The organism is Microcoleus sp. EPA2 (assembly GCA_020882975.1).
In the GTDB taxonomy this organism is placed as follows: Bacteria; Cyanobacteriota; Cyanobacteriia; order Cyanobacteriales; family Microcoleaceae; genus Microcoleus.
On record JAHRFD010000048.1, the window covers coordinates 1 to 26,759 of the forward strand.

Below are 26,759 nucleotides of genomic sequence, written 5' to 3' on the forward strand. Positions count from 1 at the left end.
GTATTGGAATCTTGCTTTCATTCTTTGTCCTTTGTTTTACTATTCCATTCTAACAGGCTCGGTAAAATCTACCAAAGAATTAAAGCCGTCCTTAAGGACGGGGTTTTCAACCCAATTTTTTGATAAACGTTTAGAGAACGATACAGACAAAGCCAACGTTGCAGGTAGTGAATGTGGCAACGGCATGGTAATCGATCACGGTGGCGGTTGGGAAGCCCAATATTGCCATCTCCGCCAAGGTAGTGTGGCCGTCAAACCAGGGGCGCAAGTTGCCAAAGGCACTGTGCTGGGGATGGTGGGGAACTCTGGGATGGCGTCTTTTCCCCACGTACACATCACTTTTCGCTATCAAGGTAAAGCTGTAGATCCGTTTGTGGGCCCCGATGCTAAATTGGGCTGCAATATTGCCAGAAATCCAATTTGGGATCGGCCTGTGGACTATACTCCTACAGGTTTAATTCGCGCCGGTTTTGCGGGCAAACCACCGGACCAGAACGCTCTTTGGCAAGGACAATTTTCCGAAACTAAACTACCTCTAAATAGCTCTGCTTTGTTATTTTGGGTGCATAGTTATGGAGTCCTAAAAGGCGATCGCGAACAATATCAATTATTTGCTCCCAATGGCCAAACCATTGTCAACACCACCAACGACATCAAAGCCCCCAGTCGCACTTGGTTGGGTTTTGTCGGCAAAAGAAACAGTCCCACTTCTCCTCTGACTCGCGGAGTTTGGCGGGGTGAATATCGCTTAATGCGGGGCGATCGAGTTTTGACGCAAGTGAAGCGAGAAGTCGAATTGCGTTAACTTGAATTAGGTGGATTTATGTGATTTAAGGCAAACTTTCCCAAGCTTGAGCCACAATATCGCTCAGCCATAGCCTTTGAGACAAATCGAGGAGATTGTCGTCCGCCAGCACCTCAGCCTTTAACTCATCGAGAGACTGAGAGCGCGATCGAGCTATGTTTACCACGCCCGCGATCGCCGTTGCCACTAATTCTTCATTCAGCGGCTGCTGTCGCAAAGCAATCATTTCTTGAGGATTCGTAGGAATGGGATAATTCATGAGATTGCATACCGAAGGGAGTAATTGATTCGATGCCGAGAGCACACCGAGAGCGATCGAAAACCTAAAAATCTGAGAACACTGTAAACTTATTTAAAATCAAATTAAATATTCGGGAGTATAGCGCACTTTGCTCCCTTGTCAACTCCCCCAGCTTTATGAATTTATAGAGATCGGAAAATGCAAGAAATTCTTTATCTAGAAGTCCCGACACCGGATACGGCGGCCGTATGCACTTGGTTGCAACAGGAATTCGATCCCGGCATCGGACAAAAAGTGATTACTCCTGACGGTTTTCGCCTGCTTTGGGCCCCAACAGCCACCGCGGCCAAAGACTCCATCCCCCAAATTGCCAATCCAAAATCCACCGTTGCCACCACCAAAACACTCAGCCAAAATCATCAATCCACAGAACTTTCCACCTTTGTCTGGTCAGTTCAACGCACCACTTATTTAAAAGTGTTTCGTTTGGAAGATGCACCCCCAGGGGAAAAAAAATTCCTGGAATCGCTGAATTTGGGCTTGAGGAAAAAGTTTCCTGAACTCTACCCAGAACCCCCGGTCATAGACCTCTCCAAACAGTCAATTTTTGAAGCTCTTGCCCCCTATTACCCCCTCACCGTTAAATACTTCCAAAAAATGCCCAAAGGCGAATACGACCTCCAGCGCGTCTACTGGTGGGAGCAGCGCTGGCGGGAAGGCACTCGCAACCCTCAACAGCCAAAACAAGTAGTGTTTTTGAAGGAAGAAGGCTCTTCAACTTCGGTCCAGGCAAAAAGAGGAGAGAAGGCAGAAGAGACAAGTCCTGCGCAGGATTCTGAGTCTTCTGTTTATGACTTAATTTATATCGGCGGGGCTTTGGGAGTGATTCACGCAGCCGTCATGGCTAGATTAGGCTATCGGGTGCTGTTGGTGGAACGAATGCCTTTTGGGCGGATGAATCGCGAGTGGAATATTTCGCGGGACGAAATTCAAAGTTTAATTGACTTGGGTTTATTTACTGCTGCGGAAGTGGAAACCTTGATTTCCAGAGAATATAAGGATGGCTATAACAAGTTTTTTGATGCTAACAATCCGACCTTTGCTCAAGCACCAGTTTTGCATACTCCCAAGGTACTAAATGTAGCTTTAGATGGCGAAAAATTGCTGTATTTAGCAGGAGTTAAATTGACCGAAGCTGGCGGGGAAATCTGGGACGAAACTGAGTTTATCAGAGCCGATGTTGAAGGAGAAAAAGTAGTAGTTCAGGGCTGCCACTTGCCCACAAAGTCCGATCGCACCGCTGGAGGAAGGCTACTGGTGGATGCGATGGGTTCGGCTTCTCCCATAGCTTGGCAATTGAACGAAGGACGGGCTTTTGACAGTGTTTGTCCCACGGTGGGAGCAGCCATCGATGGAGGATTTGACGAGGGAGTTTGGGATTCCGAATACGGGGATGTGCTCTACACTCACGGGGATATTTCCCGCGGCCGCCAGCTCATTTGGGAGTTGTTTCCCGGTGCTGGAGGAGAACTGACTGTTTATCTGTTTCACTACCACCAAGTCAATCCACAAAATCCCGGTTCTTTGCTGGAATTGTACGAGGATTTTTTTACAATTTTGCCTGAGTATCGTCGCTGCGATCTCGATCGATTGGTGTGGAAAAAACCGACTTTTGGTTATATTCCTGGGCATTTTAGTACGAACAGTAGCGATCGCGCCGTCGCCTTCGATCGACTAATCTCGATCGGTGATGCAGCTTCCCTGCAATCTCCCCTGGTTTTCACTGGTTTCGGCTCTCTGGTTCGCAATCTTTTCCGCTTAACAGACCTATTAGATACAGCTTTAAAACACAATTTATTGAGTGCCAAGCATTTAAATCAAATTCGTGCTTATCAGAGCAATGTGTCAGTGACTTGGCTGTTTTCTAAAGGGATGATGGTTCCCACCGGTCGCAGTTTGCCACCCCAAAGAATTAATTCTATTCTCAATACCTTTTTCGGTATTTTAACTGAAGAAGAACTCACCGTAGCCGAAACATTTATTAAAGACCGGACTGATTGGTTAACTTTCAATCGTTTGGCCCTGAAAGCTGCTCGCAAAAACCCTTCTCTGCTGCTGTGGATTTTGGATTTTGTCAGTGTCAGGGATATTTGGCGTTGGCTGGGGAGCTACTTCAGCTTCACTTTGCTGGCTGTGGCGAGTTGGCTGTTTGGATGGCTCCCCCAATTCGCCCGCAGGATACAGCCTTGGCTGGAACCACGGTATCCCGCTGTTTGGTTGTGGCTGTTGGCTACTAGCTACGATCTCACCTACGGTATGGGAAGAGGGAGGAAGCAAGAAGCCAGAAGCCACTGAGAGTCCTAACTTTTGCAAGCAGTCGGGACTCTAGGGATTCTCTGTTTTTAGCTAGACTATCGAAAATTGGGCAATTCAATGTCAGCCAGCGATCGACGCTTTTTAGCAGGGCTCCGCGGGCTGGTAATCGAAGTCAACCAGTGCGGCTCTCCCATAGCCCTAGGTTGGGCTGCGCTCGATCGCACTTCTTGAATGCCAAAGGTTTCCACAGAGTTCAAAATTTTAGCAGCCCGGACTAATTCGGGGCTGCTATATTTGGTCGTACCATTTTCTGTTTCCGGTTGAGCAACCGAAGGTGGAGCCTCAACAATGCTTGGGCTGGACTCTGCTGCTGGATCTGGTTGCGAGAAGTTTTCCTTCTGGTGTAACTCAATCCCGGAGGCGGAGGCTAAGGTGTTGGATTCCTGACTTACCGTAGATTCCCGGCCGATGGGCGCTTCAGAAGTTCCTACCTCTGGCTGGGCTTCCCATGGATCGGACCAAGGTTGAACAGGGGAAGTGTTAAATATTGGTGGCACCGGGACGTTTTGGTTTTTGACGGCGGCGAGTAAGGATTCCAATTGGGCGCTAGCTGTATCCTGTGTATTTTCCACCGGCTCGGTAGGGGCGATCGACTTGGGGTGTGGCATCTCCAAACTTTTTTCTAAAGCTGCTTTGAATTGGAGGGTGTGGCGCTGCTGACGGTGCAAGCGCGATCGCAATTCCTTGCAAACATTTTCTGTAGTTACTAGCTGGTGAAGTTGTTCGTTGTAGCGCATCACTGTTGCAGCCGATTCTCGCTCCACTGTGGCTAGCCTAGTTTCGCTAGTTGCTAATTGTTTAGTTAAGTTTTCGACTAAAATTTCTTGACTTTGCAAAGTTTGATGAGAAACTTCCAATTTACCAAACAGCCTGGTCAATTGTGCTTGAGTGTTTTGGAGTTCGGCATTCTGCTTTTCGAGCAAGGCTTCACGCTCCTGCAATTTTGTTTGGGACTCTTGGAGGGCTGTTTCTAGCTGGGAGATTCGCCCTAAGAGATCGCGGTTACATTCATGCAGGGCTTGCATCAAGGTTACAGGAGTCGATCCTTTGCCCTTATGTTCGCTATTCGCCAGCAGATTTTTGAGATGATCGGAAATCGGAGGTATGTCCGTCAAGGGAACTTCTGTCTGAGATGGCAAATTTTTCGCTTCAGATGTTGTGGGAATTGCATCTACGCTGATGGCGTTGGGAAAATCGACTGTTTCCCAGTCTGCTTCTGGGGTGTCTACAACTACAGCCCCAGGAGCTTTTGGACTGGGGTCGATCGGCTCTAAACCCCACACAGCTAAAGAATTTAGCTCTAAGGGTTCGGCATCGGATTGGACAGCAGAATGTGGCTGTTGCTGATTGGCTCGAAGATCAGCTTCTGACATGGCTTTATCCCAATATTCACAGAGTCTCACATCTAGTTTATCCTTAATAGATTCTCTGGGACGAATAGCTGGCATCCGAAATCCGAAATCAGCAGTCAGTATTCTTGAAACAGATTGTGTCAATTCCGCTTTCCCATCCTCTCTATCTTTGGCTCTGTTCCCATGGCCGATCGCCCTAATCTTTAGCAACTGCAAAATGTTTATCAAGGATGGCTGGAATTTCCGCAGGTTTGATGCGACTGTAGCGAGTTTTGTCTGGCATCACAACTATATTCGGTCCGGCTTTGCACTGCTTGAGACATCCGGTTCCCACCACAGTAACTTGCCCTTCCAAACCGCGAGAATTGAGAGCATTTTCTAAAGCTTTACATACTGCTGCGCCGCCGCGTTTCTGGCAGTCAGATTTTTGACATATTAATATTTTGGTTTTGGTCTTGGTTGCAGTTACCGCTGTTTGAGGTGCTGTGGTGGGAGGCGATGTCACCAGGGCAACAGGTGCACTGGCCAAGTCTAGCGGTGGCTGCCTTCGAGCGTCACTACCAGAGAGTTTCAGGCTGTAGGCTTTGAGTTTTAATTTGCCATTTTTCAAATTTAGCTGTTTCTCGCCTGCCACCTTAACCCTCAAACCAGGTATCAAAACCGACGATAGAGATGCCCGCAATTCCTTACACAGTTTGACTAAGTATTCTATGCCGCGATCGCTGCCAATTCGCAAATACTTTAATTTACAACCATCTTCCACAATCAGGCTCAGGATTTCTCCCTCTAAGCTAAACTCTGAAACTTGCTTGCAAGACGTATACATGATAGTGACTCCTTTATTGACATTTCGTTGTGAAAATTCTGAGAAAATGACAGGTTTTAGCTTATTTGCCAGCAGCACTCCAGCCACTGCACCAACTCGGTTCTAGAAGCGCTCACTTGTCTCAATACGCTCATGAGCTGAGCAGCTTGCTTAACAGTATTGATTTGGGTGCGCAAAGGTTGGTCAATTCCACACCAGCAGGGGATTTCTAGTTCTTGCAAGCGTTTGTAAACTTGCCACCTGTCTAGCCAACTAACTTGGACAATCTCACAAACTGCCAATTCTGGATCTGCTGGATTCATTTTTTGAACAATAATGATTTGCATTAATTTTTGCTCTCGATCTATTCCATTTTCAGGAAGCATTCAGAACGATCGTCTTAGTAGAGCATAACTCAAATGCTAATAATTCTCAATAGGTTTTGAAAAAAATTTTGCTATTCTGCAAAGTCTGCCACTATCGAGCTCAAGTAGTGCTAGACCCCGCTTGACTGATGAATTGAGAGTGCTAGACTGACTCTATTGGCAATAAAGTTGCCTATTGATAGGAGAACACTAATGGCCCAGACTCAGAGTGCATTGAGACCGTTTGGTCACATAGCTGAAAACCCAATTTTGTTAGAACATTCCGTCACTGCACCGATTTGTGAAGGAATGAACGCCCTGCTAGCGAGTTTTCAGGCGCTATACCTGCAATATCAAAAACATCATTTTGTGGTGGAAGGGGCAGAATTTTACTCCTTGCACAAATTCTTTGAAGAAAGCTACGGAGAAGCTCAAGATAGCGTCCACGAATTAGGCGAACGTTTGAACGGATTGGGCGGCATACCAGCAGCCAGCTTCAGCAAATTAGCCGAATTGTGCTGTTTCGAGCCGGAAGCCGACGGCGTGTATTCCTGCCGCCAAATGCTGGAACACGATTTAGTCGCAGAACAAGCTATCATCAGTTTGCTGCGCCGTCAAGCAGGACAAGCAGAAAGTTTGGGCGATCGAGCTACGCGCTACCTCTACGAAAAAATCCTGCTAAAAACAGAAGAGCGAGCTTATCACATTTCCCACTTCCTCGCCCCCGATACCTTAGTCCAATTGAACTTGAACTAATATCGTTTCCGGTTGCATCGGAATGATTTAACCGCGAAGGCGCAAAGGACGCAAAGGAAGAGAAGAGAAAGATTAATAATTCCGATGCTAACGGAATTGATATAACAATTCTTCTTCCTTCTCTTCCTTCGCGCCTTCGCGGTTCGTTAAATCTGAACTAAAAAAAAGCGAGCAGTTTTGTGACTGCCCGCTTTTTTTATACAAAGTACCTTAGCTTGCTTAAGGCGCTAAAGCATTGCCGCGCAACAAACTGCCGATAGTCTTCGCAGTAATCTTCATTTGGATGAAAGGATTTGCGGGCACTACGGTCTTATACAAGTAGCTATCGAATGTGAGCTTCTGCACATCGCGATCGGCACACATTTCCACAAAAGCTTCGCGAGTAGCATCAGAACGGTAGAACACCCGTTGCAAAATGTCAAGCACTTTGTAAGTAATCCCGTAAGCCTTATCCCACCGCTTCAGATAAAGCTTGATTTCCTGTTCAGTCGGAATCCGCGCGCCCTGCTGAGAAATTTCCACGATCGTTTCCGCGCACATCCGGCCAGACTTCGCAGCAAAATAGATACCTTCGCCCGAAGACTTGGTAACGTAACCCGCAGCATCGCCGACGAGAGCAACTCGGCCCACAACCCGGCGGGGACGCGGATGTTCGGGGATGGGGTGAGCTTCCACTTTAATAATCTCACCGCCCATGAGTCTTTTGGCAGCGCGGGCGCGGATACCTGCTTGCAGCTTTTTGATACTGGCTTGATTGACTTTCATCGTGCCGGTACCGACGGCTACGTGGTCGTATTTGGGGAACACCCAAGCGTAGAAGTCGGTAGAGACGTCATCGCCGACGTACATTTCGGCTAAGTCGTGGTAGTAAGCCATTTTATCTTCCGGCAGGCGGATGCGTTCTTGGAAGGCGATCGCATAATTGTAATCACCAGCGTCGATCGCCTTGGCTACGCGGGAGTTGGCACCGTCAGCCCCAATCACCAAATCCACCTTCAGAGTTTTCTGAACTCCCATGGCACTGCCGTCGGAGTGATCGGCATAGTGGAGAGTGTAAGGATCTGTATTGTTGCCGGGAATCTCTAATTTATGAACGGTGCCGTTAATTAGTTTGGCACCCAAGGAAGCGGCGCGATCGCGCAGGAACCCATCGAGCACTTCCCGGCGGCACATACCGATGTATTCGTGGGCGTTTTCAATATTGATATCCACCTCGACGTTAGAGGGGGAAATCATCTTCATTTTTCTGACTTGGCGGTCAATAATACTTTGCGGTAAGTCAAATTCGCTGACCATGCACAGGGGAATTGCCCCACCACAGGGTTTAGCGTTGTCTAATTTGCGCTCGAATAGGTATGTTTCGATGCCTGCTTTTACGAGTGTTTCGGCGGCGGAAGAACCCGCAGGGCCTGAACCTACTACTGCAACCCTTAGTGTCAAAGCTTTTCTCCCCAGTTTTTTTCTATAGGCATTATTCATGTGTGATGGTATCACGGAGTTTCGATGCGGTGGGGTGAAGCAGGGCAGATTTCAATGAAATGCAACAGAGCTTAACAGTTCGATACGAAAATGGGGTTTGAGGCGGTAAATTCCATGGAACTTATTAAATTTTTCAGTGATTTGGAACAGGGATGGACGTTGATGTGCGATCGAGCTATTGTCAAAAAGTCGTAGGGGCGGGTTTTACCAACCATCAGCGCCTCAAACTAACAATCTCGTAAACCCGCCCAATATCGTAGGGGCTGGTTTTACCAACCATCAGCGTCTCAAACTAACAATCTCATAAACCCGCCCAATATTGTAGGGGCGGGTTTTACCAACCATCAGCGCCTCAAACTAACAATCTCGTAAACCCGCCCCGGCTGAGATGTTGCACCAATAATGTCAATTGGGGATTTTTAGTGGGGTGGGGCGGGTTTATTTTAATTGTTGGTGAGAGTTAGAGATGGTTGGTAAAACCCGCCCCTAGTTCACACGAATGGTGCAACTGAGAACCAATGCAATCAGTTACATTTAAATTAATTGCACTTATATCTAAAATTCTTCTTATGCTAGGTAATTTTCAACAAAGCAACCTGCGGATCGAGCTCGAAGCTTCCGAAACAGCGATTCGGGACAGCTTACTGCGTCCCAGTCAATTGCAGCAATGGCTGTGGCCGCAACAGTTGTCTAAAGGTTTGCCGGAAGAATTTACTACAGGTTTGACATTTACGAGTTGGCTGGGCCCGGTTGCCGTTGAGCACCATGTTGATATTGCTGAGCCGAATTGTCTGCGCCTGTTATTGAGTCAGGGAATTGACGGATTTCACGAGTGGTATTGGGGCGAAGGTTGGGTGCAGTCTCGGTTGGAGGGAGTGTCGCTGCTGCCGCTGAATTTGGGACAAACGGCTAGTTTGTTGCGGCTGCGGGAGTTTTTGACGGGGAAGGGTAAGGCGAAGTAGGAATTCTACTCAACTAGGCAAAATTACTTATTTCTTAGTCCGCGCAGGCGGACTTTGTTTTTGTAGACGCGGTTTCAACCGCTGAGATTATTGGTAGCGATCGCATATTCTTTGTGAAGTAATATTACAAAACGCATAAAAACTGCATCAAAACTCCGGCGCACTCCAGATAGATAAGTAGCGGCGGAAGTTGATGCGAGTTGAACTCATACTTTATGTGAAGTTATATTGCAAAACGCATAAAAGCTGCATAAAAACTCCGACGCACTCCAGATACATAAGTAGCGGCGGAAAGTTCAGCAAGTGTTACCCACACCCTGTGTGAAGTTATATTGCACAACGCATAAAAACTGCATAAAAACTCCGGCGCACTCCAGATACATCAATATCAGGCCAAAGTTATCAGATTAATAGAGGTGCATCATGTCTAATATATCGATCGGCAATCTGGGCGACAACTATATCTCCATCGACTTCGCCGGTAAAACTGACCCCACAGACACCTATCGTTTTAATCGACTCAATCCCGGCAACTTTCGAGTCACTGCTCAAGGATTTAGTTCCATTGTCGGGATGCAACTCCTAGACAGTCAGGGAAAAGTCGTCAAAGATATTGAAACCAACGACACAAATTCAGGAACATTTAGCATCGATAATTTGGGTGCAACCAATTATGCACTCAAAATCTCTGCACCTTCTGGCGATACAAATTATCAAGTGAGTTTAACACCAGACGGCAAAGTTGACCCGCTGACAGGTTTAGGCGTTATCTCCGGTTATTTCACACCAGATTCAACGGGTCAAGTGGGCTTTGACTGGCTGCACGACGGCGGCAATTATCAAGGTGAAGTTGCGATTTTTAGCGTGCAGGGAATGGAGAATTTCGATCCTGGTTCTGAGGAATTAATCAAAGAATCAGCAAGACGAGCTCTGAGCAATTCTTTATTCGGTCACGTCGTAATTTCTGACTCCATAGAAGGTGCAAATCCCCTATTTAACGGCAGTTTAGGAGAGGCGAATTATAACCAAGGACAGTACAGCGGGCCGAAAAAATTTCTGATGAAACCGGGAGAGCCTTTTGCAGTGATGCTAGTGCCAAATGGTACTGTGCAAGATGTCTTTAATAATCCCGATGCTGATGCCGATAAACGGCCACTGTTTTCCTTATCTAGCCTGAATCCAGATGATGCTTTGCTAGAGGGTCAAGTAGCAGATGTCACTGGCAATGGTAAGGCATTTGCGATGGAAGATCAGCGGGTTGATGAAGGTTCTGATAAAGATTACAACGATTTGGTTTTCAATTTGACTGGTGCGACGGGAAAAGCAGCGGCAATAGAGAAAGTTATCGATCCAAAGAAAGATTGGACGAAGCTTGATGGTGGCAAAAAATTGATCGATTATGTCAAATCTAAACTGCCGACAGACATAAAGCCATCGGTAGCTGTAACGCCAACTGTGGAAACAAAACCACCAGTAACTGTAACGCCAACTGTGGAAACAAAACCAGCGGTTGAAACAAAACCATCGGTAGCTGTAACACCAACTGTGGAAACAAAACCACCAGTAGCTGTAACGCCAACTGTGGAAACAAAACCGCCAGTTGAGACAAAACCACCGGTAGCTGTAACGCCAACTGTGGAAACAAAACCAACGGTAGCTGTAACGCCCACTGTGGAAACAAAACCGCCAGTTGAGACAAAACCAACCGTAGCTGTAACGCCAACTGTGGAGACAAAACCGCCAGTTGAGACAAAACCAACCGTAGCTGTAACGCCAACTGTGGAGACAAAACCGCCAGTTGAGACAACTTCACCCGTAGCTGTAACGCCAACTGTGGAAACAAAACCGCCAGTTGCGACAACTTCACCCGTAGCTGTAACGCCAACTGTGGAAACAAAACCAGCAGTTGCGACAACTTCACCCGTAGCTGTAACGCCAACTGTGGAAACAAAACCGCCAGTTGCGACAACTTCACCCGTAGCTGTAACGCCAACTGTGGAAACAAAACCGCCAGTTGCGACAACTTCACCCGTAACAACCCCACCAGTACCTGTAACACCGCCAACGCTACCTGTGATTAAACCACCGGTGGCTGTAACTCCGCCTGTTACAACAACACCGTCTGTTACGACAACGCCACCTGTCGATGAACCCCAACCTTCGGTTATAGTTGAACCGCCTATGGAGTCGAAACCAATTATTCAGCCGACGCCTTTTATCGGCATCATCGATACTGGGTTTGCGACGAATAATCCCGATCTGGATTATTCTAAAGTGACATTGGGGCGCGATCGCATTGACAAAGATAGCAATCCCTTATTTACTGCCGACACTGGTAACGAACACGGCACATTTAGCTGGGGTTTAGTGAGTGCGATTCAAGGTAACGACAAAGGCATTGACGGCTACAATGATCGAGCGAATGTTTATCTAAGTCGGGCAATTGGTTCGGGGGAATGGGATTTAGCTTTAACTGATTTTGTGAGTGAAGCGAAGGCACAAAAGCAGAAGAATGCGATCGCCCTTTTACCCCTCGATTTAACTCAAAAGAATGCTGACGGAACTATTACCACTCGTTACGAATTTACCAACCGAGAACGTGCAGCATTAGAAAATGCGCGTCAGAATGGAGTGCTGTTAGTTGTGGCGGCAGGAAACGACGGCGGTGTGATGTCGGTTTTGGGTCAATCTTCCCAGGAGTTTGAGAATATTATCACGGTTGGTTCGTCTGATGGATTTGGGCGATCGGATTATTCCAGCTATGGCTATGGTTTGGATATTTTAGTGCCGGGTGGAACAATTGAAAATCCGACTTTATCGACTGTTGGCGATGATATTGGTACGATGTCGGGAACTTCGGCATCGGCGGCTAAGGCTGCGGGGATGGCGTCTAAGGTTTGGGAGAGTAATCCCGATTTGAGTGTGACTCAAGTGATTGACATTTTGACCGGAAGTGCGATCGATTTGAAGGAGCCCGGATGGGATCAGGAAACGGGTTTTGGGGTGGTGAATTTGAATAAAGCTGTGCAAGTGGCGAAGGAAACAAAGCCACAAAGTTACACGCCGAGTCCTTTCTTGAGTCCGACAACTTGGGGTTTGGAAGGAAAAGTCACGCCTTGGGAACGAGCAACTTATGACATAAAAACAGGAAGTTTCACCTCGATTATTTGGTCAACTAATGGTGTGACTCTCCGCAATAGTCCTAGTTTGAGCGATAAGAGCACTGTGGCTGTGGGATACCAAAAAACCGTCACTTTCGATGCTTGGACTTACGGGGAAGCTGTCCCGGATCTGACTACAAAGCAGCAAGATGCTTTGTGGTTTCGGACAAATGTAAACGGCAAATCTTACTGGGTACCGAGTGCATACACGAAGGGCTACCCACCTGGAAACCCTCCGTTACTGCCTCCAGCTAACACCAATCCAATTAATCCCAATCCAATCAATCCCAATCCAATTAATCCCAATCCAATTAATCCCAATCCAATCAATCCCAATCCAATCAATCCCAATCCAATCAATCCAAGCCCAACGCTGCCACCTAGTTCAATTTTTCTCAACGGACGCACCATTGGTGGCAATTTCTATCCAGTTTTCCAGAATTATAAAGGAACGCTGGGCAATCCGACTTCTGATGTCCTCACTTCTGGTGGTGTCAGCTATCAACTATTTGACAAAGGTTCAATTGTTAGTAGTAAAAATGGAACTTTCCCGCTTTATGGTGCTATCCGTCAGGAATTCTTGAAAACAGGTGGCTTGGATGGCTGGTTGGGCGCTCCGAAGAGTGCGGAAAAGGGGTTGGGTGATGGAACGCTAATCCAATACTTTGAGAAGGGTTACATTTCCTGGAATGGTGTTAAGGCAACTGCTTACAAAGAAGGTAGCGGTTTACCATCTGTATCTGTTCCGTCTAATCAGCCGATCTCTGGCAAAGGTAATACAATTCGCACGGGTGCAGGAGATTTCTTTCCCGATATACTTTCAACCATTGACAAGAACTACAAGGATTCTTTGCCTGCGGTTCCCGTCTCAGGTAAAGGCGAAACATTTGGTGGATTCCGTCCCAGTGATTTTGATGACAATTGGTGGGATTTACAGAGCGGAAGTATCGATCTATTTTCACCTGAAAAAAATGGTGAGTGGAATGCCGACACAGTACACCCCAATCTTAAAAATGTCACAAGAAACAATGATGTCACCCAAATTTACGGTAAATTATCCAGTGCTATTTTCAAGGAAAAAGTTTATCCAGTATCTGCTGGTTATGCTTACGAGCAAGATTATATCAATAAGATAAAGATTGAGGGTTCAACGGGATGGGTTCATTCTGGAATTGATATTGATAGCCCAGAAGAGCCTCAGCTAAAAGCCCATTCAGCCACAGCAGGAAAAGTTTTCAAGGTGGAAAACAAGGGTAGCCTTCTCGGAGATTTAGTCATTATTCAGGAAGGTAAGAAAGATGAAACTTCTAAGCAATGGAAATATTCCAATCGCTTCTGGATGTATTTCCATCTAGACAATGCTAACGTTACTGAGGGGGAAAATATTGAAGTCGGTCAAAAATTAGGAGGAATAAACTCGAATCAGGGGCATTTACATTTAACCGTTTCTAATGTAGGCAATCCATCAAATGTATATAACGCCAAGTCCATTAAGACTGTTTTGAATCGAACCATGAGTCCTTTACAAGCTTATTGGCAGTTCAAAAATGAAATGTATTCCTAAAAGATCGATCGCCCATAATTCATCCCACGAGCGATCGCCCTTCCTGCATCTGCGTTAATCTGCGTCCATCTGCGGTCAAAAAAGAGCGCTCGCCCTTTCTAATAATTCAGAAGGGCGATCGCCCATAATTCATCAAACGAGCGATCGCCCTTCTGACATCCGCGTTAATCTGCGTCCATCTGCGGTCAAAAAAGATCGATCGCCCTTTCTAATAATTCAGAAGGGCGATCGCCCTCTCTCAAATTTATGATATAATTATCCATCAGTTACAACTACACTTGCCCACTTCTTTTGATATAAAGGAGTAAAGCCCGTGAAAATAGAAGAATTATTGCAAACAAAAGGGATTATTCACCGCGATCCAGAAATTATGAGCGGTGTCCCCGTATTTGTTGGAACTCGCGTCCCCTTAAAGACTTTTTTCGATTACCTAGAAGGTGAAAGCGGTTTCGCAGAATTTATTAATGATTTTCCTTATCTAGAAAGTCAAGCAATTAAAGTGCTAGAAAATCTAACTAAAATGATGCTCTCGCTAGAAAATCCTTCAAATGCTTATACTGCTTGATGAAAATCTTTTGAGTCAAAAACTTAAGCAGCCTTTCTTAGACGAGGGTCATTCAATCAGCAATGTTTATGATATGGGGTGGAGAGGGCTAAAAGACCGGGAAATTCTGGAGCGTTGTGAGAATCATCCTTTTGATGTTTTTATCACCGCCGATAAAAATCTTCCCTATCAACAAAATTTAGCAAATCGTGTTATTACAATTGTGGTGTTAGATTCTAGCAGTACGAGACCAGACCATCTTGTACCTTTGATGAGACAAGTTAGCACTATGATATCGTCGCTGCCAGCAGGTTCCGCAGTTCGGATTAATGATGCTGGGGATGTTGTTTCCATTAATCCTTGATCGATCGCCCTTTCCAACAATTCAGAAGGGCGATCGCTTCTACTTGTAGGATGGAATAACCGCTTGCATCTCCCAATTTCCATGACCAACCCCATCCAGCAAGAAGCCCGCCAAATTCTCGACACTCTCGCCTTTACCCCCTTCGATCGGTGCCATCCCCTCAGCCGCGACTTCGACACAATTCCTGTTAAAGTTGGTTTATACGCCTTTCGACATCGCATTCAAGGATTGCTCTACATCGGCAAAGCCAAGAACCTTCGCGATCGACTGCGAGGTGGTCACAAAGCTTTCCTTTGGGGCTGGCTCGAGCGCTACGATCCAGATGATGTAAGGATCGCCTTTGTTACCCTCAACCAATGGCAAAAACCAGGGTTATTATATGAATTAGAAACCCTCATCCTTCAAGCTACAAATCCTCCCTACAACGTTAAAATTCCCAGAGAACAATGAATCATACCCTCAACATCCAACACTTGCCACCATCCGCTATTCATTCGCTGATGACCCATTTGCCGGACTATGTGAAAGTCGCGCTGATAGAAAAAGCTACGCAACTAGAATGCTCTCTCGAAGCTGCGATCGAAATGGCGATCGCTAGTTTTCTAGACTCTGAAGCTTTCAGCTTTGAAGATTGCCTATTATCGCAACGTCTTCAGGAATCAGAACTGGTAGAATCTCCCCAAAGGAAATAGGGTGCGAGATCCCTTTTGGAACTATTCGCAAAGGGCGATCGCCCGTTTTATAATCAAAATGGCGATCGCTCTACCAGTGCTCATATACCCCCATCCAAAACCCAACTTCCCTGAACTATGTCATCAGGTAACATCCTAACAGTCACAGATGTTCTCAATTTCCTTGTCAGTGGAATCGATAAAATCACCCTCGAAGCAGAACTTACCGCTTCCGGTTGGATATTCACTCCAGCTAGAGGAGGCTCAAAAAGCGGTGCGGGTACAATTTGGACAAGCCCAAACACTCAATACAGTGTCAGAATTATGACTCAACCTACTGGTTCATCCTATGCTCGTGTTTACAATGGCCCAGGAGGCGGCGCACCCGCAGAACAACCCCTAAACGCATCAGGAAAACCCGGAAGTCGTGGAGACACCCACTTTATTCTGCTCCCTTAAACCTATTTATTCGTCAGATTATGAACTTTGAAGAAATTTGGCAACAATACGATTTTACCGAATCAGAATTGCTATCAATGGGGTGGCAATTTCCCTATGATTATGTCCTCAATCTCAACTACTATTGGCAACTAACTCCAACTAATTCTACTTCTCAAGTTGCTACCACAGACCAATTTTTAAACATTATCCTCAAAACCTGCATTCGACTGGATGTACAACTCAACCCAAATCCCGATGAGTTAAATCGAAAGCCTACAAACCTCGGCACAATCGTCGGCTGGGAGCAAGTTACTTCCTCTCCTTGGTTAGAAAATCTATCCCTTTCTCCTAATGAGTGGCTGCATCTGTTATTTGAAATTGGTGGAAACAACAAAATAGAAGCTGTTTGTCGATCGATCGCGATCGAACAATTAGTCACACAACCCTTAGCACTCAGTTCATAAAAAGATATAAATACTATGTCATCCCCAGAACTAAACCTAGCCGATAACTGGGAATTCACAGAGTTATGGGTAGATCCGACAGCATCACCACCTTACGTCCTAATTTTACTCGGTGACAGTTCAGGTAATAGCTGTGTCTACGATCCTGCTCAAAATTATCAGATTGTATTTGCGAGTTCAGATTATCAAGAAGCTAAACTTTGGCTATTAGAAGATGAATACGAACGAGTAGAGCGTCGGTTACAATTGTCAGCAGCATGACCCCTATTTTTCGGAAAATGGGGAAGAGCGATCGCCATTTCTAACAATCCAGAAAGGCGATCGCTATTTGGAATGAATTCGCGATCGGTTTTTTGTTAAAAGGGCGATCGCTTCTACTTGTAGGATGGAATAACCGCTTCCATCTCCCAATTTCCATGACCAACCCCATCCAGCAAGAAGCCCGCCAAATTCAAGGGTAATCTCGCCTTTACCCCCTTCGATAGATGCAATCCCCTCAGCCACGACTTCGACACAATTCCTGGTAAAGAAGGAAATAGGGTGCGATCGTCCTTTCTAAAGATAATTCAGAAAGGCGATCGCCCTTTCTAATAATCCAGAAGGGCGATCGCCCTTATTTTGCATTCAACTAACAAAAAATTGTCATTTCAGCCAATAATTGCTAAAATGATCGCAAAATACTATTCTGATTAGCCAATGAGCAACATCTCTATCAGCTTGCCAGATGAATTACTCACATACGTCAATCAAAAAGCGCCCAACCCCAGTGCTTTGATAGAATCTCTCTTAAAACAATGGCGAAAACAACAAGAAAACCAAGCTTTAGCAGAAGCTTGCAAGCTAATTGACGAACTAGATTTAGGATGGGACGAGGAATGGCAAGCTCAAGCGATTACCGACTGGGAAGTATCTGGATAGCTAGATTCGATCCGTCAGTAGGAACAGAAATACGCAAAACGCGGCCTGCGTTGGTAATTTCTGGTACTCTCTTCAACGAGCGACGCAGCAAAGTGACTGTTTTGCCATTTACCTCCGCTCGTGCTCACGATCCTCGTATTTCTGCTGCTGCGATCTTAGTACCCGCATCCCCACAAAATGGTTTAGATGCAGATAGTTTGCTAGTCTGTGTCGATCCGATGACTTTCGACAAAACGAGATTAGTACAACAAGTCGGTCAATTGGAATCGGAGTTATTTTCCCAAGCTCAAGAGATTTTGCAGCGCTATCTAGAATTATAGCGAGATCCCTTTTTCAATTAGTATAAAAGATCGATCGCCCTTTCTAACAATTCAGAAGGGCGATCGCCGTTTTATAATCATGGAGGGCGATCGCCCAAAATCTTTCCCATTCACAACCAATGAATCCCGCCGCACAACAACTTCCCGATTTAACAGTAGAAACCTTATCAGCAGCGATCGCCATACTGGAAACTTACGGCTTCCTATTTCAAACCAGCACAAAAGGTGGCTATCAAAGCTTTGAACACCCAGATGGCAGTCTAATTAATATTAGACCAAATGGTGAAATAGTCCGTACAAGGCCAAAAATACGCGCGACGGATGGCAAAACTTACCGTAGTCGATACAATCGACATGAAACTAAAATAAAATTTGAACCAGGGGCTAAGACACATAATACCGGAGAAAAAGTGATTCTATGACAACCGCGATCGCACTCAACCTCAAAACCTTTTTAGAAGACTTAAAAAGTGCCGATTTAGTAGGGGTTTCACTCCGCCATCAAAATCTTGGCTTGCGTTTAGACTTCACCTTTGGCCCCGAAGTCGGAGATGTTGCGATCGAATTCGATCGCATTCTTCACCTAGTGATTTCTCGCCCCATCAATTCCGATGATGAAAATTACTGTTTTTGGGTGGGAGAAGTCCAACTCAGAAAGCTGGAAGAAAATGCTGAAAGTTTTTTATCTTCCCTGTCCTATCCTTTCAATTTCCCGGCTAATTTAGATTTATCTGCTTTGAGTCATTTTCGCTTAGAAGGGGATATTTTTATTGAAATAATTTGCGAATATTATAAGATTTTTCAGGAAGTTAAAAATTAATTCATAAGGATTAGATGAAACAGGCATTGTCAGGCTTGTTGTTCATACTTTTGAACAAACTGATAGCTCCTCCTGTATCATTCGGATTATTTCCGCTCGTCAAGCTACTTTTACTGAAACACAATCTTATCAAGAGAGAAAATTATGAAATCTGAGTATAATTTTTCTGCGTCAGAACAAGGCAAGTTTTACCATCCTGATGCTACGTTTCATTATCCGATTTATCTCGAAGCTGATGTCGAGCAGTTTGTGACTAAAATTGCTGAACATAAAAATATTGACGTTCAAGTTTTGGTCAATGAATGGCTGAGGAATAACATTAAATTAATTCAAAGTATTGAGTAGGTTAGAAACCCGGTTGCTTTGAGAAACTATGAACTTTCAAGAAATAAAGATCGATCGCCCTTTCTCTGTCAAATTCAAAAAGGCGAGCCCATAATTCATTCAACGAGCGATCGCCCTTCTTGCATCCGCGTTAATGTGCGTCCATCTGCGGTCAAAAAAGATCGATCGCCCTTTCTAATAATTCAGAAGGGCGATCGCTCGTTTTATAATCATCAAGAGCGATCGCCCTTCTTGCATCCGCGTTAATGTGCGTCCATCTGCGGTTAAAAAAGATCGATCGCCCCGATCGCTCTAGTGGACAGCCACCGCCAGATTAAGTTCTGGATCTTGAAACAAAGGAGTGCTCAGATAGCGTTCGCCAAAGCTAGGCTGAATCATCACGATCAATTTGCCTGCATTTTCAGGGCGCTTGCCAATTTTTAAGGCCGCACACAAGGCTGCACCGCTAGAAATACCAGACAACAGTCCTTCTTCTCTGGCTAAGCGACGCCCGTAGGCGATCGCCTCGTCATCGCTGACAACTACGATCTCGTCGATCGTATCCACATTCAAGACCGGCGGCACAAAACCAGCACCGATACCTTGAATTTTGTGAGGTCCAGCCTTACCACCGGAAAGTACCTGACTGTTAGCCGGCTCAACGGCGATCGTCTTAAATCCAGGTTTTCGGGGCTTAATCACCTCCGAAATACCTGTAATCGTACCGCCTGTGCCAACCCCAGAAATCAAGAAATCCACCTCGCCATCTGTATCTTCCCAAATTTCCTCCGCTGTGGTTTCCCGATGAATCTGGGGGTTAGCGGGATTCCTAAACTGCTGCAACATATAAGCATGGGGCGTTCTGTCCACAATCTCTTGAGCGCGACGGATGCAGCCACTCATGCCTTCAATTCCTGGAGTCAATTCTAATTGGGCCCCGTAAGCTCGTAACATCGATCGACGTTCCGTGCTCATCGTATCAGGCATTGTCAAAATCAACTTATAACCCTTAGCCGCCGCCACCATGGCCAAAGCAATGCCAGTATTGCCAGAAGTCGGTTCCACTAACACCGTTGTCCCTGGAGTAATCAGCCCTTCTGCTTCGGCTGCATTCACCATATTCACGCCAATACGGTCCTTGACAGAGGCAGCAGGATTCATGCCTTCGAGTTTGACCACAATCCGAGCTAAGCACCCTTCGGCTTGGGGAATGCGGTTGAGTTGCACCAAAGGTGTGCGGCCGACCAATTCTGTAATGTCACGAGCAATACGCATAATCTTTCTCAGTTTGTGGTTGATGGTAAATTCTTCGGAATGATTTAACCGCGAAGGACGGGAAGGAAGAGAAGAGAGAGTTTAATAATTCCGATGAAGATAGGATTTTATATAATATCCTTAAGACCTTCAGGTACAGTAGCACATTTTGTTTGTATTTGCTACATTTTGAGTCAATAAATTGCATATAAATAACTTTGCTAATCTTCACAAAAGTCAATTATTAATCACTATTAACTTTTATCAACTATTAATAATTAGATGTAGTACATGATATTGATCTGTCGTCTGCCATTGCGTTTTTCGCAGAGGTCTTGTAGGGTATATTTTTGTAAAACGGAGTTAGCAATGGAGCGAGCTTCTTGCCAAACTTCCCAAATTACAGCACTTTCTACGGTTTGAGCAGGGGAGTCTTTTTCCGATCGCTCAAAATCCGAACCTTCGAGGCAGTTGACAATTTCTAGGAGTGTAATTTTCCAGGGTTCCCTTGCCAAAATATAACCTCCCTTAGCGCCTCGCTGGCTGCGGATTAAACCACAGCGTCTCATCGTAGCGAGTAACTGTTCTAAATATCGATCGGGGATATTTTGCTGAGTCGCTATCTGGCGAATTTGCAGTGGTTCACCTTCCTCATAGCAATCGGCCAACTCCAGCAAAGCCAAGATCGCATATTCGCTTTTACAGGATAGTTCCACCATAATTTCACTTTAAAATACCATAATTTGCAACTCCGAAGTCATATCAATTCCGGTTGTATCGGAATGATTTAACCGCGAAGGCGCGAAGTACGCGAAGTTCGAGAAGAGAGAGTTTAATACAGGACGATGAAGAGAGGATTTGGTATCAGAAGCGATCGCAAGTATTGATTTTGAGCTCAAAATTCTAACTTCCCACTATTGATTATACTCCGGTTCTCCACTAGAGTTTATTGACTTCCTGATTCCTCCCAACAAGAAGCCCTGCCACAGGCAGGGCTAACTTAAACTTTGAGACCTCTAGGCCGAAAGAGTATCACCCATCCAGCCTTCTAGAAGCTGTTCCTAGAAAGTGAAAGTAGTTCTGAGAGTACCAATGATGATGTCATCATTACCCTTATCTTGATTAGGGTTAGTAATCCAAACTACCCCAGGAGTTACAGAAATATTATCTGTAAGCTGGTACTTGTAGAAGCCTTCAAGGTGCCACGAAGTATCATTTCTGAAGTTCCGCAAACTAGATGCAGCCTCAAGTTTATCCAAATAAGGCTCGCGACCAAGCACAAAGCCCAGCAAGTTGCCTTCTTTCCCTAAATCTGGGAAAGCCAAAGTGACAGCGTAGTTCCAAATTTTCGCATCACCGATACCGAGAATGCGAGCATTAGTTAAACCACCCCAGCCCCCAATGATAAACCTGGGGCTGAGTCGGAATGAAGCCTGAGCGCCGTAGGAGTTGCTGACAACTTTGCGACTGCGGAAGCCTGTAAAGCCATCACTCAAACCGTTCAGGGAGTTGGCCACACCGGTGCCGGTGAAACCGCCGAGATTGCCCGGCCCATTGCTCAAACCATTGTCAAACCCAAAGTTACCTCTGCTAAAGTAACCGTGGTTATAGTTAAGAGCAACTTGCAAATTGCGTCCGGGGGTAAAAGTCAACTGCCCCATGGCTGCGTAGTCGCCATTGAACAAACCTGCGCCTTTGCTAGGATTGGCTGCATTGGATGCCAAGTAGCCGAAAGAAAGAGAAGTCGGGCCGAACACGCCACCGAGCAATCCCCTGCCACCGAAGGCATAATCAAAGCCGATACCAGCACCGCCACCGAGGCGATAAATCGGGTTCCGTTGTCCGAAAGCACTCAAGGACCCGTTACCACCGTCAAAGTCTTCAAAGTATGGGTTGACAGTGGGCATGATGTCGTCCCATACGCCTGCGTTGGCTGAGAGGGTAACATTCAGACGATTGCCGACGGGAAACTTATACAGCAAGCTGTCGAGGGCAAAAACGTTGTCGTTTCTGCCAACGATGTTCCAAGTTTGAGTCCCTTCGCTGGTAGCCCCAAAGTTAAAGTTTCGACCGTTGCCAACTTGCAGCCTGGTCAGCAACAAGTCTCTGCCAGTGAAGCTCGTGTTTAAATTGAGACGTACCCGTTGTTGGAAGACAGCTTCGTTGTTGTTGCTGCCGATTCTTCTGCGATCTCTGCCAAAAAAGCCTGCACTACCACCAAAGTCGTCGCTGAGGGCGAATATTGCTTCCCCAGTCAGTTTGGTAGTGGTGGAGAATTGGTTGGCTTCGAGTTCGGATGTCCGAGCTTCCAAGGCATCTACTCGGCCACGCAGGGTTGCGAGTTCCGCTGCAAATTCTTCTTGGAGCCGTTGGAGGGCTGCCAAGTCTTGTTTGGTTGCTAAGTTGGTCGTACCTGCTCGGATTAGTTCGTTAACTTTATCTAAGCAAGCGTTTAAACCAGCGGCAAATTCGTAGCGGGTCATTGCCCGGTTGCCACGGAAAGTGCCGTCAGGGTAGCCGGCGATACAGCCGTAGCGCTCTACTAGGGATTGGAGTGCTTGGAATGCCCAGTCTGTGGGGCGCACGTCGGAAAGCTGAGAGACTGATGTAACTTGACCTTGAGTTTCAGACTCTGCTGCACCTTCGGTGCTGTACTGGCTGAGCTGTTCTAGTGTAGCGCTGCGGTTTGAAGTAGTTGCTGGTGCTGCGGTTTGAGCTACAGTTTCAGCCACTTTTGGCAAACTTGGTTGTGCCGACTCTACCACTGAGGGAATGGTTGTTTTTGGTTGAGTGGCGCTGATTTGTTCTGGTTGAGCTGCTTCTATGGCCGAAGTTGCTGGTTGCTCAACAACTGTTGGTTCAACTGCTGCTAAAGATGCGCTTACCGGTTCTGATGCTGCTTTGGGGTTTGCGGTTTCTGTGGCTGTGTTGGCTGCGATCGCCTTTTCAGTAGCAGCCTGAGCATCAGTGGCTAGCTTTCCGGGCTGAATTTCGTCGCCAGGAACTTGGGAAATTGCTTCAATTGTCTCAATTGCTGTTCCTTGAGGAACGGCGGCTAAAGCATTGAGCTTGGCTTCGGAGATTTCAGCGATGGCAGTTTTTGCAGTTTGAGCCTGAGTTGCATCAGCAGCGGGTTGAGCGTCTGCTGCGATCGCGCTCGAAGAAACTACTAGGGTAGCTCCTAAGACTGCTGGACTGATCAGTAGATAACTCCACAAAAATTTCGACATATTTACTCTCCTCCTCACACCGATTACAAAGAATCTTTGAATCTTGTCTAGTGTTCTATGTGGTCAGTAGTTGCCCCCATAGCATACTTTAAAACGAGACCAAAATTTTGATTTTTTCTGTTAAATTTTTTCGGAATGACCGAAAACGATTTGGTATTTTTGCGCCTGATTCATGCCTTCGCCGACTCAGGACGGGTACAATCTCCAATCTCAAATCTCACATCTCAAATCAGATCGACTTTTGAGCAAGCAACAGCTAGTATACTTACTTTTTAACACTCCTTGCCACCATCGTCTAGGGTCATTCGGCGCGATCGACCTCCAAATTGTGTCCGAGAACGCTGAATACTTGTCGGTGCTCGAACAGTTCCAACAAATCGCTATTGATTTTGTTGTGAGTAGCTTCTTGTCGCAAAATTTTGAGGGCTGCTTCTGTACGTAGCGCCCGCTTGTAGGGGCGATCCCCGGCTGTCAGGGCATCGTAAATATCCGCGATCGTCATCAGTTGAGCTTGAATAGGAATTTCCGACTGTTTGAGACCTAGGGGATACCCCGTACCGTCGAGTTTTTCATGATGTCCGTAGGCAATTTCGGGAACATTTTTTAAATCTTTTGTCCAAGGAATTTGTTTTAAAAACTCATAGGTGTGAGTTACGTGAGACTCTATAGCTGCTCGTTCTACCACTGTCAGGTTGCCCCTGGACACCATCAATTGTAAGATTTCATCTTGGTCTAGGAGAGGTTTAATTTCACCGTCTATATCTCTGTAAGTTTGTCGAGAAAGTTCTCGCAGTTGAGCTAGGGGTTCGGCGGCGAGAATGTGAGGCTCGTTAGCTTCTAGCAACACTTCCCAGTATTCTGCCAATCGAGCTTTTGCCTCTGCTAGCTTCGTGTCTAGCTGTTCTATTTCTTGGCATTGAAGACATCCTGATTCTTCACTAGGATGTTTGCGGTAGGCTGAATGGGATAGTAAGTATTTATACTTGGATTGCACGCATTCCATTTCCATGGTCCGCTGAGCTAAGGCAAAACGGTGGCGAATGATTTCTAGCTGTGACGGGTAAAGCTTTTTCTGCTTGGTTAAAACTGCCTCTGGAACTCCGATTTTGCCAAAGTCGTGCAGCAGGGCTGCGTAGCGAATTTCTTGAATTTGGCGATGGTTAAAGTAAATAGGACGCAGCCATCCGCAGCTACTGTTGTTTACTTCTTCTGAAAGGCGCACTGTCAGGGCTGCTACTCGCTCAGAGTGGCCGTAGGTACAGGGGTCTCTGGCTTCTATTACTTGCACCGAGGCCTTGACGAAACCCTCAAATAAGTGTTCTATGCTTTCTTGTAGTTGGTTGCGCTCGATCGAGATGGCGGCTTGAGAAGCGAGCGATCGAACTATCCTTTCTTCCCACTCCGAATAACGCTGAGTCGATTCCCAGGCATTTTCGGCTGTCAGCACCGTGTCTGCTTTGCTTTTGCGGTTGATCAGTTGCAGTACACCGATAGTCTCCCCCTGTCGGTTTTGCATCGGCAATACCATCACAGAGCAAGTACGATAATTAATATCCCTGTCAAAACTGGTATCTAGCTGATAGGGCACGCCCGCCGGCAAGTCATAGGCATCAGACAGGTTCAAACTTTCACCTGTAATTGCTACATAGCCCGCCAAGCTTTTGTCTGTTAATGGGAGCACAAACTCCTTAAACGACAGTCTCGGTTTAGAAGCGTTTTGAGCTACCTTGAACAGCAATTTAGATGTTTCGTCACTGTGATCTACTAAGTAAACGCTGCCCGCATCACTGTAGGTAATTTCCCTACTTTTGGATAAAATTAAGTTTAATAAACCCCCTAAATCTTGGGCACTCGAAAGAGCTGCACCAATATCCAAAAGTTGTTCTATCAGCTCAGTTCTTTCAGCAGATTCGTTCAAGAACTCTGGCTTTTCAAATACGATCATGGTCGGAGGATGGCGAATAGCCTTGAATACATGGGACTTTTTGCATCTCGACTTTCTCACCTCTGATTCTAGCCCAGAGTCGATGTTTTATTGGTAAAATTTCGGCTTTTGAGACGATCGCTAGATGCTGTAGCTCCTTTGTGGTGAGCGGTAAAGCTTTTATTTTAGTGAAGAAATCTCTTTAGCTAGTGCAAAGTCTTTCTCAGTTAAGCCTCCTGCATCGTGAGTTGTCAAGTTAACTGTGACTTTGTTGTAGGAGATTTCTATATCTGGATGATGTGCTGCCGCTTCTGAGGGTGCGACTAACTTATTCACAAAATCGATCGCTGCTATAAAATCTTGAAATTTCCGGGTACAACGGAGTTTATCACCTTCAACTGTCCAACCTGACAATTGACTGGCGCGGGCTTGAATTTCAGTATCTTTCAGTAGTGAATTCATTTTTTTTACCTTGGGATGCTGCTCGCCTGTCGAAAATTTTACCAAAAGCTATCCGCTCTCACCAGTAGTATTTAAGCCTAAGTTGTGACACTTAAACTTTAACACTATTTGGGGTGAGAGCGGTCTAGCGGGTCTTCAGATTAGAACCTGACTGCCGGGAGATTCCCTAACTAAGCCTGGTTCCCGATGGAAGTCGCTTCCTGGGGGGAACGACGGCTGACTGCTAGTGAGCGGCCCCGGCGCACAGCCGGTAGTTTCCAATCTGATGACCCATGCGTTTACTACTTTCTATCATGGGCATCACCTCCAAGTTTAGCTAAATTGCTTACTATGTGAACGCACCTCATCTTAATCTGAGATTAAGTATGAGGATTTGTGTGCTACCCATTGGTAGCAATACCAGAAGAACCTGCGTTCTGAGTGTCATTCCGGTATGCACAATTAATACGATAACACAAGGAATCAGAAGTGAACCGATTCAGTGAAAAATTTTGCAGCTAAGGGCAATATTTTCGATCGTACTTTAATTTCCGATACTTTTTTGCTAACGTTTGCTAACAAATACATAAGTTGAGATCAGTTCTCAACTAAGGCGTATCAACCAATGCCCGTAGAAATCTCTACAAGCACTTGTACTATGAGCGTTCAGCTTGGTTTTCGCGTGACCGCATTTAGCCACTTTGATTATTTGCTTTGATACGCTCAGAGGCAACTTATTTAGATAGAGGTTGCTTACTACCAAGGTTTTTCACCTAAATCCGAGCGGCTAAATTCATTCTACATGACATCAAGACAAGAAGGCAAATGTAAGTGATTGTTACCAAATGTCAGAAAAAGTCTTACTGTTAATCAACCTCACACAAAAAGCTCCTGCCAGCAGACAGGAGCTTTTGCAGCTTATTAAAATAGCTGATTTGTTTCTAGCTTTCGCGATGCTTACAGAGCATTACCACGAGGCAGAACTTCTTCTGGGAAGATGAAATTTTCGTGTGGTTGGTCGGTTGGAGCCATCCAAGCACGAATACCTTCGTTCAACAGAATATTCTTAGTGTAGAACGTTTCAAACTCAGGATCTTCTGCTGCGCGCAATTCTTGGGATACAAAGTCATAGGCCCGCAGGTTTAATGCTAAACCAACGATACCCAAAGAGCTCATCC

At 45.8% G+C, this 26,759-nt stretch carries 28 protein-coding genes and 1 pseudogene; 18 read left to right on the forward strand and 11 right to left on the reverse strand.

Annotated elements, in window-relative coordinates:
• The coding region (locus AAFP14_RS25000) for a M23 family metallopeptidase (RefSeq protein ID WP_341734885.1) at positions 1 to 805 on the forward strand (805 nt) is incomplete at its 5' end.
• Between the two features lie 25 nt (positions 806 to 830).
• Here AAFP14_RS25000 and AAFP14_RS25005 read toward each other — a convergent pair.
• Positions 831 to 1,064 (reverse strand): hypothetical protein, encoded by a 234-nt coding sequence (locus AAFP14_RS25005; RefSeq protein ID WP_341734886.1) that lies wholly within the window; start codon positions 1,062 to 1,064, stop codon positions 831 to 833.
• Between the two features lie 180 nt (positions 1,065 to 1,244).
• Here AAFP14_RS25005 and AAFP14_RS25010 point away from each other — a divergent pair, with 180 nt between their 5' ends.
• Entirely contained in the window at positions 1,245 to 3,401 is a 2,157-nt protein-coding gene (locus tag AAFP14_RS25010; RefSeq protein ID WP_341734887.1) for an FAD-dependent oxidoreductase, read from the forward strand.
• Between the two features lie 56 nt (positions 3,402 to 3,457).
• Here the strand turns inward: AAFP14_RS25010 and AAFP14_RS25015 are convergent, their stop codons facing one another.
• From AAFP14_RS25015 to AAFP14_RS25025, 3 genes are read right to left on the reverse strand one after another with little or no spacing between them, the layout of a single operon-like run.
• Entirely contained in the window at positions 3,458 to 5,002 is a 1,545-nt protein-coding gene (locus tag AAFP14_RS25015; protein ID WP_341734888.1) for a hypothetical protein, read from the reverse strand.
• The gene (locus AAFP14_RS25020) at positions 4,971 to 5,600 is read right to left on the reverse strand and encodes a (2Fe-2S) ferredoxin domain-containing protein (protein WP_341734889.1); all 630 of its coding nucleotides are present in this window, start codon (positions 5,598 to 5,600) and stop codon (positions 4,971 to 4,973) included. Before AAFP14_RS25020 ends, AAFP14_RS25015 begins: the two co-directional genes overlap by 32 nt.
• A gap of 56 nt (positions 5,601 to 5,656) precedes the next feature.
• Complete coding sequence (locus tag AAFP14_RS25025) at positions 5,657 to 5,926, reverse strand: Asr1405/Asl0597 family protein (RefSeq protein WP_341734890.1); 270 nt, start codon at positions 5,924 to 5,926, stop codon at positions 5,657 to 5,659.
• 231 nt (positions 5,927 to 6,157) lie between these two features.
• Here AAFP14_RS25025 and dpsA point away from each other — a divergent pair, with 231 nt between their 5' ends.
• Complete coding sequence (gene dpsA, locus AAFP14_RS25030) at positions 6,158 to 6,700, forward strand: DNA starvation/stress protection protein DpsA (RefSeq protein ID WP_341734891.1); 543 nt, start codon at positions 6,158 to 6,160, stop codon at positions 6,698 to 6,700.
• A 219-nt stretch (positions 6,701 to 6,919) separates the two neighbouring features.
• Here the strand turns inward: dpsA and chlP are convergent, their stop codons facing one another.
• Positions 6,920 to 8,140 (reverse strand): geranylgeranyl reductase, encoded by a 1,221-nt coding sequence (gene chlP / locus AAFP14_RS25035; RefSeq protein WP_341734892.1) that lies wholly within the window; start codon positions 8,138 to 8,140, stop codon positions 6,920 to 6,922.
• A 608-nt stretch (positions 8,141 to 8,748) separates the two neighbouring features.
• Here chlP and AAFP14_RS25040 point away from each other — a divergent pair.
• The 15 genes from AAFP14_RS25040 (at position 8,749) to AAFP14_RS25110 (ending at position 18,999) form a co-directional block, all read left to right on the forward strand.
• Positions 8,749 to 9,141 (forward strand): hypothetical protein, encoded by a 393-nt coding sequence (locus AAFP14_RS25040; RefSeq protein WP_341734893.1) that lies wholly within the window; start codon positions 8,749 to 8,751, stop codon positions 9,139 to 9,141.
• A 423-nt stretch (positions 9,142 to 9,564) separates the two neighbouring features.
• Positions 9,565 to 13,866 carry a S8 family serine peptidase gene (locus AAFP14_RS25045; RefSeq protein WP_341734894.1) on the forward strand — a complete coding sequence of 1,434 codons (4,302 nt, stop codon included), beginning with the start codon at positions 9,565 to 9,567 and terminating at the stop codon, positions 13,864 to 13,866.
• A 313-nt stretch (positions 13,867 to 14,179) separates the two neighbouring features.
• A complete protein-coding gene (locus AAFP14_RS25050) occupies positions 14,180 to 14,431 on the forward strand; it encodes a DUF433 domain-containing protein (protein WP_341734895.1) in 252 nt (83 codons plus the stop codon).
• A complete protein-coding gene (locus tag AAFP14_RS25055; protein WP_341734896.1) occupies positions 14,415 to 14,774 on the forward strand; it encodes a DUF5615 family PIN-like protein in 360 nt (119 codons plus the stop codon). The genes AAFP14_RS25050 and AAFP14_RS25055 overlap by 17 nt, the downstream gene beginning before the upstream one ends.
• A gap of 81 nt (positions 14,775 to 14,855) precedes the next feature.
• Positions 14,856 to 15,224, forward strand: a complete 369-nt coding sequence (locus AAFP14_RS25060) for a GIY-YIG nuclease family protein (protein ID WP_341734897.1) — start codon at positions 14,856 to 14,858, stop codon at positions 15,222 to 15,224.
• Positions 15,221 to 15,466, forward strand: a complete 246-nt coding sequence (locus AAFP14_RS25065; protein ID WP_341734898.1) for a hypothetical protein — start codon at positions 15,221 to 15,223, stop codon at positions 15,464 to 15,466. Before AAFP14_RS25060 ends, AAFP14_RS25065 begins: the two co-directional genes overlap by 4 nt.
• Before the next feature lie 117 nt (positions 15,467 to 15,583).
• The gene (locus AAFP14_RS25070) at positions 15,584 to 15,904 is read left to right on the forward strand and encodes a hypothetical protein (protein WP_341734899.1); all 321 of its coding nucleotides are present in this window, start codon (positions 15,584 to 15,586) and stop codon (positions 15,902 to 15,904) included.
• A gap of 20 nt (positions 15,905 to 15,924) precedes the next feature.
• On the forward strand, positions 15,925 to 16,350 hold the full coding sequence (locus AAFP14_RS25075) for a hypothetical protein (RefSeq protein ID WP_341734900.1): 426 nt from the start codon (positions 15,925 to 15,927) through the stop codon (positions 16,348 to 16,350).
• 15 nt (positions 16,351 to 16,365) lie between these two features.
• Positions 16,366 to 16,611: a hypothetical protein gene (locus tag AAFP14_RS25080; RefSeq protein ID WP_341734901.1), complete on the forward strand. Its 246-nt coding sequence runs from the start codon at positions 16,366 to 16,368 to the stop codon at positions 16,609 to 16,611.
• A gap of 435 nt (positions 16,612 to 17,046) precedes the next feature.
• Positions 17,047 to 17,268: a hypothetical protein gene (locus AAFP14_RS25085; RefSeq protein WP_293178664.1), complete on the forward strand. Its 222-nt coding sequence runs from the start codon at positions 17,047 to 17,049 to the stop codon at positions 17,266 to 17,268.
• Positions 17,226 to 17,588, forward strand: a complete 363-nt coding sequence (locus tag AAFP14_RS25090) for a type II toxin-antitoxin system PemK/MazF family toxin (RefSeq protein ID WP_341734902.1) — start codon at positions 17,226 to 17,228, stop codon at positions 17,586 to 17,588. The genes AAFP14_RS25085 and AAFP14_RS25090 overlap by 43 nt, the downstream gene beginning before the upstream one ends.
• Before the next feature lie 119 nt (positions 17,589 to 17,707).
• Positions 17,708 to 18,010, forward strand: a complete 303-nt coding sequence (locus tag AAFP14_RS25095; RefSeq protein ID WP_341734903.1) for a hypothetical protein — start codon at positions 17,708 to 17,710, stop codon at positions 18,008 to 18,010.
• Positions 18,007 to 18,408, forward strand: a complete 402-nt coding sequence (locus tag AAFP14_RS25100; protein WP_341734904.1) for a hypothetical protein — start codon at positions 18,007 to 18,009, stop codon at positions 18,406 to 18,408. Before AAFP14_RS25095 ends, AAFP14_RS25100 begins: the two co-directional genes overlap by 4 nt.
• A 144-nt stretch (positions 18,409 to 18,552) precedes the next feature.
• Positions 18,553 to 18,753 (forward strand): hypothetical protein, encoded by a 201-nt coding sequence (locus tag AAFP14_RS25105; RefSeq protein WP_341734905.1) that lies wholly within the window; start codon positions 18,553 to 18,555, stop codon positions 18,751 to 18,753.
• Between the two features lie 18 nt (positions 18,754 to 18,771).
• Complete coding sequence (locus AAFP14_RS25110; RefSeq protein WP_341734906.1) at positions 18,772 to 18,999, forward strand: hypothetical protein; 228 nt, start codon at positions 18,772 to 18,774, stop codon at positions 18,997 to 18,999.
• 45 nt (positions 19,000 to 19,044) lie between these two features.
• Here the strand turns inward: AAFP14_RS25110 and cysK are convergent, their stop codons facing one another.
• The 6 genes and pseudogenes from cysK to AAFP14_RS25140 all read right to left on the reverse strand — a co-directional run.
• Positions 19,045 to 20,007, reverse strand: coding sequence for a cysteine synthase A (cysK, locus tag AAFP14_RS25115; protein ID WP_341734907.1), 963 nt, complete (start codon positions 20,005 to 20,007; stop codon positions 19,045 to 19,047).
• A 257-nt stretch (positions 20,008 to 20,264) separates the two neighbouring features.
• On the reverse strand, positions 20,265 to 20,705 hold the full coding sequence (locus AAFP14_RS25120; protein WP_341734908.1) for an RrF2 family transcriptional regulator: 441 nt from the start codon (positions 20,703 to 20,705) through the stop codon (positions 20,265 to 20,267).
• A 342-nt stretch (positions 20,706 to 21,047) separates the two neighbouring features.
• Complete coding sequence (locus AAFP14_RS25125; protein WP_341734909.1) at positions 21,048 to 23,216, reverse strand: iron uptake porin; 2,169 nt, start codon at positions 23,214 to 23,216, stop codon at positions 21,048 to 21,050.
• 301 nt (positions 23,217 to 23,517) lie between these two features.
• Positions 23,518 to 25,161, reverse strand: coding sequence for an HD domain-containing phosphohydrolase (locus AAFP14_RS25130; protein WP_341734910.1), 1,644 nt, complete (start codon positions 25,159 to 25,161; stop codon positions 23,518 to 23,520).
• Between the two features lie 159 nt (positions 25,162 to 25,320).
• Positions 25,321 to 25,602 carry a 4a-hydroxytetrahydrobiopterin dehydratase gene (locus AAFP14_RS25135; RefSeq protein ID WP_341734911.1) on the reverse strand — a complete coding sequence of 94 codons (282 nt, stop codon included), beginning with the start codon at positions 25,600 to 25,602 and terminating at the stop codon, positions 25,321 to 25,323.
• Between the two features lie 936 nt (positions 25,603 to 26,538).
• Positions 26,539 to 26,759: pseudogene (locus tag AAFP14_RS25140) on the reverse strand (photosystem II D2 protein (photosystem q(a) protein)); the annotation flags it as partial.